Source organism: Mesorhizobium sp. M7A.F.Ca.US.006.04.2.1 (assembly GCF_004022915.1).
Lineage (GTDB): Bacteria > Pseudomonadota > Alphaproteobacteria > Rhizobiales > Rhizobiaceae > Mesorhizobium > Mesorhizobium ciceri.
Window position 1 is genome coordinate 1 of record NZ_RZQA01000085.1, and the last position, 11,950, is coordinate 11,950.

The 11,950-nt window shown below is 63.3% G+C and carries 9 protein-coding genes and 1 pseudogene; 7 read left to right on the top strand and 3 right to left on the bottom strand.

Going from position 1 to position 11,950, the window contains the following annotated elements:
- The 3 genes from EN925_RS40100 to EN925_RS07130 form a co-directional block, all read left to right on the top strand.
- The coding region (locus tag EN925_RS40100; RefSeq protein ID WP_206632794.1) for a hypothetical protein at positions 1 to 180 on the top strand (180 nt) is incomplete at its 5' end.
- The gene (locus tag EN925_RS07125) at positions 177 to 1,052 is read left to right on the top strand and encodes a uracil-DNA glycosylase (RefSeq protein ID WP_127370498.1); all 876 of its coding nucleotides are present in this window, start codon (positions 177 to 179) and stop codon (positions 1,050 to 1,052) included. The genes EN925_RS40100 and EN925_RS07125, both read left to right, overlap by 4 nt.
- A gap of 54 nt (positions 1,053 to 1,106) precedes the next feature.
- The gene (locus EN925_RS07130; RefSeq protein ID WP_127385319.1) at positions 1,107 to 1,919 is read left to right on the top strand and encodes a helix-turn-helix transcriptional regulator; all 813 of its coding nucleotides are present in this window, start codon (positions 1,107 to 1,109) and stop codon (positions 1,917 to 1,919) included.
- Here the strand turns inward: EN925_RS07130 and EN925_RS07135 are convergent, their stop codons facing one another.
- Both EN925_RS07135 and EN925_RS07140 read right to left on the bottom strand, forming a co-directional pair.
- Positions 1,920 to 2,822, bottom strand: coding sequence for a DMT family transporter (locus EN925_RS07135; protein WP_244506971.1), 903 nt, complete (start codon positions 2,820 to 2,822; stop codon positions 1,920 to 1,922).
- A 71-nt stretch (positions 2,823 to 2,893) separates the two neighbouring features.
- Positions 2,894 to 5,200, bottom strand: a complete 2,307-nt coding sequence (locus tag EN925_RS07140) for a xanthine dehydrogenase family protein molybdopterin-binding subunit (RefSeq protein WP_127368673.1) — start codon at positions 5,198 to 5,200, stop codon at positions 2,894 to 2,896.
- 156 nt (positions 5,201 to 5,356) lie between these two features.
- Between EN925_RS07140 and pepN the strand changes: the two genes are divergently transcribed.
- From pepN to EN925_RS07160, 4 genes are all read left to right on the top strand, one after another.
- Positions 5,357 to 8,002: an aminopeptidase N gene (gene pepN / locus EN925_RS07145; RefSeq protein ID WP_127368674.1), complete on the top strand. Its 2,646-nt coding sequence runs from the start codon at positions 5,357 to 5,359 to the stop codon at positions 8,000 to 8,002.
- A 262-nt stretch (positions 8,003 to 8,264) separates the two neighbouring features.
- On the top strand, positions 8,265 to 10,586 hold the full coding sequence (locus EN925_RS07150) for a PAS domain-containing sensor histidine kinase (RefSeq protein ID WP_063171742.1): 2,322 nt from the start codon (positions 8,265 to 8,267) through the stop codon (positions 10,584 to 10,586).
- A 107-nt stretch (positions 10,587 to 10,693) separates the two neighbouring features.
- Entirely contained in the window at positions 10,694 to 10,954 is a 261-nt protein-coding gene (locus EN925_RS07155; RefSeq protein WP_013532628.1) for a type II toxin-antitoxin system prevent-host-death family antitoxin, read from the top strand.
- 121 nt (positions 10,955 to 11,075) lie between these two features.
- Positions 11,076 to 11,387 (top strand): hypothetical protein, encoded by a 312-nt coding sequence (locus tag EN925_RS07160; RefSeq protein ID WP_245460939.1) that lies wholly within the window; start codon positions 11,076 to 11,078, stop codon positions 11,385 to 11,387.
- Positions 11,388 to 11,446: 59 nt separating this feature from the next.
- Here EN925_RS07160 and EN925_RS07165 read toward each other — a convergent pair.
- Positions 11,447 to 11,950 (bottom strand): annotated as a pseudogene (locus tag EN925_RS07165) (bifunctional [glutamine synthetase] adenylyltransferase/[glutamine synthetase]-adenylyl-L-tyrosine phosphorylase); the annotation flags it as partial.

Consider the following 11,950-nt stretch of genomic DNA (forward strand, 5'->3'; position numbering starts at 1 on the left):
CTCGGTGATCTCAGCTATGGTACATTTTTGCCCATGGTGCTGAGTTGCGCCAGTGACCCGCCGCACAGGCGGGTTTTTCGTTTGATGCTCCGTCAGCCAACGCGCCGGCGAGAGGCTGCGAAGGAACCCAAGCTGCCAGCCTTGCAAATTGCCGCCACGCGGACGAATGTGAATCGATGACTGCCGCTTCCCCAACCAACAGACCTGATATCGCCGACCTGCTGGCGTTTTACGCCAGCGTGGGCGTCGACGAGGCGCTCGAAGAGCAGCCGGTGAACCGGTTCGCCGAGGTTGCGCCAAAGCCGATGGAACGCGCGCCGATTGCAGCGCCTTCGGGTGGCACCGCCGCACCGCTGCGCTCGACGACCCGCGGCGAAGCCGGGGACAGAGCAAATGCACCACCCGTCGCGCGGTCGCCGTCTGCGACGACTGCGGTTCCCGACGAAGCGCAGGCGGCACTTGCCCGCCAATTGGCGACCACAGCAACGACGCTGGACGAGCTTCGCCAGCATATGGCGGCGTTCGAGGGCTGCAATCTCAAGGCCACCGCCAAGAACCTGGTGTTTGCCGACGGCAACCCGGAAGCCGCCGTCATGCTGGTCGGCGAGGCGCCCGGCCGCGACGAGGACATCGAGGGCCTGCCCTTCGTCGGCCGCTCGGGCCGGCTGCTCGACCGCATGCTGGTCGCGATCGGGCTCGACCGCACTTCAGCCTATATCGCCAATGTCATTCCCTGGCGGCCGCCGGGCAATCGCACGCCGACGCCGCACGAAACCGAGATCTGCCGGCCGTTCATCGAACGGCAGATCGAGCTGGTCAATCCCAAGGTGCTGATCAATCTTGGCGGCCCGTCGGCCAAGACCTTGCTCAACACCTCGGAAGGCATATTGCGGCTGCGCGGCAATTGGCGCGTTCACACGACGGCATCCGGCATCGCCATCCCGGCCATGCCGACGCTGCATCCGGCCTATCTCCTGCGAACCCCGTCGCACAAGAAGCTGGCGTGGCGGGATTTCCTCGAAGTGAAGGCAAAGCTGCGAGGGCTCACCTAGCGATAACCTCGCAGGTAATTGAAATGCCGTCCTCACCAGCCTAACCATTCACTCATGACAACAGCCCAAACCTCCGCCGGCAGCCTCATTCGCGAATGGCGCACGCGCCGGCGCATGTCGCAGCTCGACCTCGCCATGGAGGCCGAAATCTCGCAGCGGCATCTGAGCTTCGTCGAAAGCGGCCGCGCCGCGCCCTCGCGCGACATGGTGCTGCATCTGGCCGAGCAATTGTCGATCCCGCTGAGGCAACGCAACCAGTTGCTGCTCGCCGCCGGCTTTGCCCCCAGTTTCGGCGAACGCTCGCTGACCGACACGACAATGGCGCCGGCGATGGCGGCGGTCGAAATCGTGCTCAAAGGCCACGAGCCGTTCCCGGCACTCGCTGTCGACCGCCACTGGAACCTGGTTTCGGCCAACGCCGCCATCGCTCCCTTCCTTGCCGATGTCAGCGAGGCTTCGCTGCTGACGCCGCCGGTCAACGTGCTTCGCCTCAGCCTGCATCCCGGCGGCATCGCGCCACGCATCGTCAATCTCCAGGAATGGCGCACGCATCTGCTCGAGCGCCTGAAACACCAGAATGACGCGAGCGGCGACGCGGCGCTGATCGAACTCGAGCGTGAGCTGAGGACTTATCCGTCAGGCTTGAGAGGCAGCCGGCCGTCGCCGGTCGAGCCGAACGCCATCGTGCATCCGCTCAGGCTGGCGCATGGCGATCAGGTGCTGTCGTTCATCAGCACCATCACCGTGTTCGGCACGCCGCTCGACGTGACGCTTTCGGAACTGGCGATCGAATCGTTTTTCCCCGCCGACGAACAGACGAGGACGGTGCTGGTTCGGTTGGCGAAGGAGCGAGCCGAGCTGTCGTAGTCACCCTTCAGGCAAAGATGCCTTGCGCGTGCGGGTGCGCTCCAGGCCGAGCTGGCGTTCGCGCCAGATGATGAAGATGCCGGCGGCGACGACGATCAGGCCGCCGACAAGCATATGGAGCGTGGCGACGTCGCCGAAGACGAGATAGCCGACGACGAGGCCTAGGATCATCGAGGTGTATTCGAACGGCGCCACGACCGAGGCTTCGGCATGGCGATAGGCCGCCGTCATCAGGATCTGGCCAAGGCCGCCGCAGAAGCCGGCGGCAACAAGAAGGGCCGCCTGGAGCGGCGTCAGCGCCTGCCAGCCGAATGGCAGCGACAGCAGCGACATGACGCTCGCCGTCACCGAAAACCACAGCACGATGGTCGCCGTACGCTCGCTTTGCACGAGATTGCGCACCAAGAGCATGGCGACGGCCGAGATCGCTGCCGCGACAAGAGCGGCCATGACGCCAAGCACTTCCTGGTCGTCGAGCGCCTGGTCGGAACTCAGCAGCGTCAGTTCCGGCCAGGAGATGATCAGCACGCCGACCAGGCCGACCGCGACCGCACTCCAGCGATACACGCGGATAGCCTCGCCGAGGAAGATGGAGCTGAACACCACCACCAGCAGCGGCTGCGCGTAGTTCAGCGTGATCGCTTCGGGCAGCGGCAGCCGGGTCAACGCGAAAAAGCCGAGCCCCATGGCGCAGACGCCGACCAGGCCGCGGGCGATGTGGTTGAACGGACGCTTGGTGGTGAAGGCAGTGCCGAGTTCTTTCCTGAAGGCCAGGAAGGCGATGATCGGGAAGATGGCGAAGAAAGAGCGGAAGAAGACAATCTGGCCGGCCGGAACGGTGCCTGCGGCTTTGATGCAGGTCTGCATGCCGACGAAGACCGCCACCGACACGATCTTGAGCATGATGCCGGTAAGCGTGTCGTGCCCGCCGGCATCATCGCTGGCTGTGGCCGAGGGGCTGCCGGGGCCTGCTGTCACGCTCCCGACGCTTCTCGGATCGTCGCCCAGATACGCGCCGGCGTTGCCGGCATGTCGATGTGCCTGACGCCATAAGCGCGCCAGAGCGCGTCGGTCACCGCATTGAGTGCCGCCGGGGTCGAGCCGATGGTGCCGGCCTCGCCCGCGCCCTTGATGCCAAGCGCATTGGTGGTCGAAGGCACGTTGCGGGTCTCGAAATGAAAGAACGGGAAATTGTCGGCGCGCGGCATGGCGTAATCCATGAAGCTCGCCGTCAAAAGCTGTCCGTCCTCGCCATAGATAGTGTCCTCGGTCAGTGCCTGGCCGACGCCTTGCACGACGCCGCCATGCACCTGGCCGGCGAGCAGGATCGGGTTTACGGTCACGCCGAAATCGTCGACGATGGTGTAGCGGACGATCTCGGTCGCGCCGGTGTCGGGATCGATCTCGACCTCGCAGATGTGGGTGCCGTTGGGATAGGTGCATTCGTCCTGCACGAACTCGCCAAAGCCCTTGAGATCGTCAGGCGTCTTGGCGGCCTTGGCGATGCTGGAAAAATCGAGCGAGCGATCGGTGCCGACGATGCGGGCAACACCATCGGACAACTCGATGTCGCCGGCAGAAGCCTCGAGCTCGTCGGCGGCGATGCGCTTGATCTTGTTGGCCAGATCCTCGCCCGCGCGGGAAGCCGACACACCCCCCAGCGGAATGGAGCGCGAGCCGCCGGTGCCGCCGCCGGCCTTCAATTCATCGGTATCGCCCTGGCGGACATGGATTTTGTCGATGTCGAGATTGAGCTTTTCCGACAGGAACTGCGCATAGGCGGTGGCGTGTCCCTGTCCGTTGGTCTGGGTGCCGATCTTCAGCGTCACCGTGCCGTCGCCATTGAGTTCGACGAAGGCCGGCTCCGAGCCCGGAAAGGCACAGGCCTCGATATAGGTCGCCATGCCGAGACCGCGGATTTTTCCGCCGGCCTTCGACTGCGCCAGCCGCTCCGGAAACGCTTTCCATTCGGATTGCTCAATGGCGCGCTCCATATGGCCTTCGAATTCACCGGTGTCGTAGAGGCGGCCGGTTTGCGTCCGGTAGGGAAATTGCTCCGGCCGGATGAAATTGCGGCGGCGGATCTCCTCGACGGGCAGGCCGAGATCGTGGGCGCAGGCATCGACCAGCTTTTCCAGCAGGAAGGCTGCTTCCGGCCGACCGGCACCGCGATAGGCATCGACCGGGCAGGTGTTGGTGTAGAGGCCGGTCACCGAGACGTCGAGCGCCTGGATATCGTAGACACCGGTCGACATGGTGACGCCGATATAGGGGATGAACGGACCATATTGCGAGATATAGGCGCCGATGTTGGCGAGCAGGTCCACCTTCATGCCGAGAAAGCGGCCGTCCTTGTCCAGCGCCATCTCGGCCGTGACGAAATTGTCGCGGCCTTGCGCGTCGGTCAGAAAGTGTTCCGTGCGGTCGCCGGCCCACTTCACCGGGCGGCCAAGCCGCTTCGCCGCTTCCAGCACCAGCGGATATTCGCGGTAGACGAAGCTCTTGGGCCCGAAACCACCGCCGACATCAGGCGTGATGACGCGCAACTGGCCCTTCTTGATCTTGAACACGCTGGCCAGGATGTACTGCATGGAGTGCACGCCTTGCGACCCGGTGGTCAGCACGAAGCGCTTCTCCTCGACGTTCCATTCGCCGATCGCGGAGCGCGGCTCCATGTAGTTGCAGACCAGCCGGTTGTTGACGAACTCGATGCGGGTGACGTGTGCGGCCTTGGCGAAAGCCGCTTCGGTCTTTTTCCTGTCGCCCATGTGGTAGCTGAAGGCGCGGTTGGAACCGAGCTCCGGCCAGACCAGCGGCGTGCCTTCGGCAAGTGCATTTGCGGTCCCGGAAGCCGCGTCTTCGCCGTCATAGTCGACATCGATCAATTCAGCGGCATCCTGCGCCAAGGCACGGCTGTCGGCGACGACGAAGGCAACGGCATCGCCGACATAGTTGACGCGGTCGCGGCACAGGATCGGGATGTCGCGCGTCGGCGCCTTGGTGCCGTCCGGCTGTTCCTGCATGACGCCGGATTTCAGATCGCCGAGATGGGCAAGGTCCTTGCCGGTCAGTACCAGATGGACGCCAGGTGCGGCCTTCGCCGCCTCGGTCGAACCGATGGTGAAGCTGGCCTTGGCGACCGGCGAACGCAGGACATAGCCATGCAGGACGCCAGCCGGCTGGATGTCGTCGGTATAAAGGCCCTGGCCCTGGATGAAGGCGGCATCCTCGCGCCGCAGCACGGATGCGCCCATGCCGAATTTCGGTGTGACGACGGTCATGGATGCCTCGTGATGATGACAGGAGAACGAACGCCTGAAATAGGCATTGCCTCAGTTTTGTCGAGGGGCCGTTTCGTGTAAATAGCGCGGACTTCAAATTTCTTGGACCAGCGGACACAATCCGCCGCCAAGGCAATCGACAGGAAAACCCACGGAATGCGCACGGACACCGGCCAGGTCTTCAAGCTCGAAGACTATCGCCCCAACGACTACCTCATTCCGCAAACCGACCTCACCTTCCGCCTTTCGCCAGACGCAACGCGTGTCACCGCCGTGCTCACGATAGAGCGCCGTGACGGCGTCTCCGTGTCGGCACCGTTGGTGCTCGACGGCGACGGGCTGACGCTCAAGCGCATCGAGATCGACGGCAAGAAGGTAAAACCGGCGGATCTGCTGGCGACGCCCGACCAGTTGACCATCCTCGAGCCACCGGTGGCGCGGCGCTTCCAGTTGCTCATCGAGACCGAGGTGGCGCCGGCGGGCAACGAAGCCCTGATGGGCCTCTACCGCTCGAGCCACGTCTACTGCACGCAATGCGAAGCCGAGGGCTTTCGCCGCATCACCTATTTCCTCGACCGTCCCGATATCCTGTCCGTCTACACGGTGCGCATGGAGGCAATGCGCGACGAGGCGCCGCTGCTCCTGTCCAACGGCAACCCGCTCGAAAAGGGCGACCTCGGCGACGGCTGGCATTATGCCGTGTGGCACGACCCTTTCCCCAAGCCGTCCTATCTGTTCGCATTGGTGGCCGGCAATCTCGGCCGGCTCGCGGACAGTTTCGTCACCCTGTCCGGCCGCACGGTCGAGCTCGGCATCTATGTCGAGCCCGGCAAGGAGACGCTGGCCGGCTATGCGATGGACGCCCTGAAGCGGTCGATGAAATGGGACGAGGAGGCGTTCGGCCGCGAATACGATCTCGACGTCTTCAACATCGTCGCCGTGTCGGACTTCAACATGGGCGCGATGGAGAACAAGGGCCTCAACATCTTCAACGACAAATATGTGCTGGCCGACCGGGAGACCGCGACGGACGCCGATTTCGCCAATATCGAGGCGATCATAGCGCATGAGTATTTCCACAATTGGACAGGCAACAGAATCACTTGCCGCGACTGGTTCCAGCTCTGCCTGAAGGAAGGCCTGACGGTTTTCCGCGACCACGAATTCTCCGCCGACCAGCGCTCGCGCGCGGTCAAGCGTATTGCCGAGGTGCGGACCTTGCGCGCCCACCAGTTTCCAGAGGACCAGGGCCCACTGGCGCATCCGGTGCGGCCGCGCCGCTACCGCGAGATCAACAATTTCTACACCGCGACGGTCTACGAGAAGGGCTCCGAAGTGGTGCGCATGATCCGCACAATTCTCGGTGCCGACGTGTTTCGCGCCGGCATGGACCTCTATTTCGAGCGGCACGACGGTGACGCGGCGACGATCGAGGATTTCATCAAGGTGTTCGAGGATGCGTCCGGCCGCGACCTGTCGCAGTTCGCGCTCTGGTATCATCAGGCGGGAACGCCGAACCTGACGATCAGTTCGGCGCACAATCCGGCCGCGCAGGAGTTCACACTCGAAATCGAGCAGTCGGTGCCGCCGACACCCTCCGAAAGCCGCAAGCGGCTGATGCACATCCCGCTCGCTTTCGGGCTGATCGGCGCCGGCGGCAAGCCTGTGCCGTATAGTAGCGTCGAGGGCGCCAGCGTCGAGGACGGCGTCATTCATATCCGCAAGCGTCGCCACATGGTGCGGTTTTCAGGCGTCACCGAGCGCCCGGCCGTGTCGCTCAACCGCGGCTTTTCGGCGCCGGTGACGTTGTCCGTCGAGCAGAAAGCCGACGACCAGTTCTTCCTTGCCCGCCATGACGGCGACGCCTTCTCGCGCTGGCAGGCCTTCAACACATTGCTGACCGATGCGCTGATATCAGCGTTCCGCGAGATCCTCGGCGGCAAGCAGCCGGCCTTTGCGCCGCGGCTGACCGAGCTCGCCGGCAGCATTGCCGGCGACGAGACGCTGGAGCCGGCCTATCGGGCATTGGCGCTGGCCCTGCCCGGCGAAGCCGACATTGCCCGCGACATCGGCAGGAACATCGACCCCGATGCCATCTATGCGGCTCGCGAGGCACTGGCGCTGGCGATCGGCACTGCGAACCGGGACGTTTTTTCGGGCCTCTACCTCAGCCTTGCCGACAGAGAAGCGTTCAGCCCCGACGCCGCAAGCGCCGGACGACGCGCCTTGCGCAACACCCTGCTGGATTATCTGTCGCTGCAGCCGGGCGGAGCGGAACTCGCTGCCGGGCATTTCCAGTCCGCGACCAACATGACCGACCGCGCGGCAGCACTTGCCGTGCTCGCGCATCGTCACCACGGTTCGCCCGAGGCGGTCGAGGCGCTGGCGGCTTTCGAGACGACCTACGGGTCCGACCTGCTGATCATGGACAAATGGTTCCAGATCCAGGCCAGCGTACCGGGGCCGCAAACCGTCGACACCGTGAAGGCCTTGACCAACCACCCGGCCTTCTCGATGGGCAATCCGAACCGGGTGCGCTCGCTGATCGGCACCTTCTCCAGCGCCAATCAGACCGGCTTCCACCGGGCCGACGGCGAAGGCTACTGGTTCTTTGCTCAAACCGTCCTCGAGGTTGAGAAGCGCAACCCGCAAGTGGCGGCAAGGCTGGCGACGGCGCTCAGATCCTGGCGTTCGCTCGAACCCTTGCGGCAGGCGAAGGCCAGGGAAGCGCTGCTCTCGATCGCCGGCGCCGAAAACCTGTCGGCGGATCTGCGGGATATTGTCGAGCGCACGCTGGCTTAGCCGCTCTCTTTCTTCTCCCCTTGTTGTGGCAGAAGGGAGATCCGTGCACGCCGCCAAGCTGGTGAATTTCAACCAGGACCTGACAGCAGCGGCTTCCGTTAGGCGCTGCGCCAGCGAAAGCCCATTATTTTAGTCGATTTTTAATCTTTTTTCGCCGGACCACTGGACAAGGCGAATCACCTTTGATTCTTTACTGACGATTCGGAAGTGCGGCGTTTGCCGGATCACCAAGCAGCATAGGCAAATTCGGGGAGTGCCATTTATGGCGAAGGCGGACGCGTGGGGCGCGCCCGGAGGGACGGTTTTTGCGCATCGTGAGACGCGCGGCGACGGTCTTGCCGGGAATACGCGACTCATCGCCGAACCGGCCTACCGGCGGCTTCTGGCCGCCGAGCCGCTGCTGCGCCGATCAATACCCGTCCTCATCATCACCTTCCTGATCGTCATCGCGGCGTTGCGCGTGCTGTCGCTGATGAACGAGCGCGACGATGTCGAGCGCAATGCCAAGGCGATCCTGACGCTGGCGGCGGGCCAGCTGGCCAGTTCGCTCGCCACCACCTCGGAAACGGTGCCCGGCGCCATACAGGATCTGCTGGAGACCACCAGCCGTCAGGGCGCGATGGGCCGCAGCCATGTGCTTGTCATCACCGACAGCGCTTTCAAGATCGTCGCGGTGACGCCACGCTCGATGCCATGGCAGGGCCATTCGCTGGACGGCCTCGTCGAGGGCGGCCAGCCCTTGTTCATGTTCGGCGATCGTGCGGGCGTCATGGACGTCAACATCGACGGACGGGATTGGTACGCCGCGGTCAGCCTGGCGAATGGCGGAAAGGGTGCATCGGCGGCCCTGGTGCCACAGGACGCGGTTTTCGATGCCTGGCGCAAGACCGTTTCGCTGAACGTCACCCTGTTCGTGCTGACGGCCGGTGTGCTGATCGTCATCCTCTATGCCTATTTCGGCCAGGCGGCACGTGCGCAGGCGGCCGACCGCATCTACCTCGAAGCGCATCAGCGCATCGACATGGCGCTGGTTCGCGGCCGCTGCGGCCTGTGGGACTGGGACATGGTGCGCGGCAAGATGTACTGGTCGCGCTCGATGTACGACATGCTCGGCTACAAGCCTTGCGAAACGATGCTGTCCTTCGGCGAGGTCGATCAGATCATCCATCCCGAGGACGGCGACCTGTTCGAGCTCGCCAACAGAATCGTCGCACGCGAGATCGATCACATCGATCAGGTGTTCCGCATGCGCCATGCCGATGGCCAATGGGTCTGGATGCGCGCACGGGCACAGGTCATCGATCCGGAAGCGCCGGAGATCCAGCTGATCGGCATCGCCGTCGACGTCACCGAACAGCGTCATCTGGCGCTGCGTTCCGAGGCTGCCGACCTTCGCCTCAGAACGGCGATCGAGAACATCAACGAATCCTTCGTGCTGTGGGATTCGACGCAGCGCCTGATCATGTGCAATTCCAAATACCAGCAGGACAACGGGCTTTCGGACCGCGACGTGATGCCGGGCACCGCGCGCGCGGCGCTGGAAGAACGCATGCTGGCCTTTGCTTCCGAAAGGCGGCTTGCCCACACCAGCGGCCTGCAGGGCGGCGCCACTTTCGAGCGGCAGTTGGCCGACGGCCGCTGGCTGCAGGTCAACGAACTGAAGACCCGGGACGGCGGCATCGTCTCGGTCGGTTCCGACATCACCCAGATCAAGCTGCACCAGGAGAAGCTGGTCGACAGTGAGCGACGGCTGATGGCAACGATCCATGATCTCAGCCTCGCGCGGCGGGCCGAAGAGGAGCGTTCGCGCGAACTGGTCGACCTCAACCGCAAATACATGAAGGAAACCGAACGGGCCGAAGCGGCGAACCGGGCCAAATCCGAATTCCTGGCCAACATGTCGCATGAGTTGCGCACGCCGCTGAACGCCATCATCGGCTTCTCCGAACTGATGGAACAAGGGCTGTTCGGCCCGCTCGGATCGGAGCGCTACGAGGAATATGCCACCGACATCAACAGCAGCGGCAAGTACCTGCTGGGCGTCATCAACGATATTCTCGACATGTCCAAGATCGAGGCCGGCCAGTTCTCTCTGGACCGGGAAGAGATCGACCTCGGCCCGCTGATCAGCGAAACCGTACGCGTCGTTTCGCTGCAGGCGGCGCAAAAGGCCATCACCGTGGAAACGCGCATTGCCGATGCGCTGACGCTGGTCGCCGATCGCCGTGCGATCAAGCAGATCGTCATCAACCTTTTGTCCAATGCGGTGAAGTTCACCGGCCAGGGCGGCCACATATCGGTCAGGGCCCGCAACACATCCGGCGCGCTGGTGCTGACGATCGAGGACAATGGCTGCGGCATCCCCAAGGAGGCGCTCGGAAAGCTCGGACGGCCGTTCGAACAGGTGCAGAACCAGTTCTCCAAGAGCCATGCCGGGTCCGGCCTTGGCCTTGCCATCTCACGTTCGCTGGCCGAGCTTCAGGGCGGCGCGCTGAAGATCCGGTCGAGCGAAGGTGTCGGCACGATCGTGTCAGTGCGCATTCCGGTGAAGAAGAGCGTGCTGGCCGTCAAGGTTGCAGCGTGAAGTTTTTATCACCATCCCAGGCCTGATCCACCTCGTGGACGCGAGCTGAAACGCTTTGACAAAGTTATCTATTTTATCTATTTTGGATAAAAAAGAAAGGCCTTGTCATGCGAGTGACTTCAACGGAATTCCAGCAGAATGTCGGGCGTTTTCAGGATGCTGCCCAGCGTGCGCCGGTCGCAATCACAAAGAATGGCCGGACCCACACGGTACTCCTGTCGGCGGCGATGTTCGAGGTCTTGGTCAAGGGACGGGTCGCCCGTCCTGTGGAAGAGCTGGACGACGAGACGCTTAACGCCATCGCCGAAAGCGCCGTATCGAGCGAATATGCCGGGCTTGATGCAATGCTCAAAGACTGGACACCGTGAGCCTGCCCAAACCTATCCCGGGTCTGGTGATTTCCTATTCTTACCTCTGGGTGAGAGAACACGAAAAGGGTGCCGAAGAAGGTCGCAAAAACCGACCATGCGCCATTGTCGCCGCGCGGTCGTGGAGGGCCGTGAAGTCATAACGGTCGTTCCGGTCACACACTCGCCACCAGCTGATCCTGCCGATGCAGTAGAAATACCTGCGCCCCTCAAGGCCTATCTCGGCCTCGATGACACGCCATCATGGATCGTCGTCACCGAAACCAATCATTTCCTCTGGCCGGGTCCCGATCATCTCAGGCCTATCGCGGGGAGCAAACCGTCCCGATTCGACTATGGCATGCTGCCGCCGCGTTTCTATGCCTATCTGCGCGACCGGATTTTGCAGTCTCACGCAAGCCGGGCGCTGCAGCAGATTCGGCGAACAGAGTAGCTGCATGAGACTGGAGGACCACGAAACGTCCCCGATTCCAAGGGACGATCGCTTCCCGGTCATCCCGCACGAAGCAAAAGGTCGAAATCCTTCCTGACCTTCTGCGACGTCTCCTTGAGATGTGCTTCGAGCACACCGAAATCCGGCAGGTCGGTCACCGCCAGAAGCAGATCCGAAAGCCCCGGCGGAACGTCGTCGCGCTCGAAGGCTCCGGTAAGGCACAGCCGCGTCATCTGGGTCAGCGCCAGATAGAGCGCATAGGCGTCGAAAAGCTCCTGCCTCGCCCCGGCATTGGCGAAGCCCGGTGACAGGCGCGAAAGGATTTCGGCGGTACCGGTAACGCGCGGCCCGGCGCCTACCTGCCCGGTGATGACAGCCACTTGGGCGATGAATTCGAGATCGATCAGGCCGCCGGGGATCAGCTTGATGTCCCACAGGTCGCGCGGCGGCTTTTCCTTCTCGATCATAGCGCGCATCTCCGAGGCCTCGGCCATCACCTTGGCGGCGTCGCGCGGCTGACCAAGCACCGCCGCCACTTCCGCTTCAACCTCGCCGCACAGGCT

Coding starts and splice junctions, on each gene's coding strand:
- EN925_RS07125 (WP_127370498.1), top strand. CDS start 177: ATGACTGCCGCTTCCCCAACCAACAGACCTGATATCGCCGACCTGCTG.
- EN925_RS07130 (WP_127385319.1), top strand. CDS start 1,107: ATGACAACAGCCCAAACCTCCGCCGGCAGCCTCATTCGCGAATGGCGC.
- EN925_RS07135 (WP_244506971.1), bottom strand. CDS start 2,822: ATGCTCAAGATCGTGTCGGTGGCGGTCTTCGTCGGCATGCAGACCTGC.
- EN925_RS07140 (WP_127368673.1), bottom strand. CDS start 5,200: ATGACCGTCGTCACACCGAAATTCGGCATGGGCGCATCCGTGCTGCGG.
- pepN (WP_127368674.1), top strand. CDS start 5,357: ATGCGCACGGACACCGGCCAGGTCTTCAAGCTCGAAGACTATCGCCCC.
- EN925_RS07150 (WP_063171742.1), top strand. CDS start 8,265: ATGGCGAAGGCGGACGCGTGGGGCGCGCCCGGAGGGACGGTTTTTGCG.
- EN925_RS07155 (WP_013532628.1), top strand. CDS start 10,694: ATGCGAGTGACTTCAACGGAATTCCAGCAGAATGTCGGGCGTTTTCAG.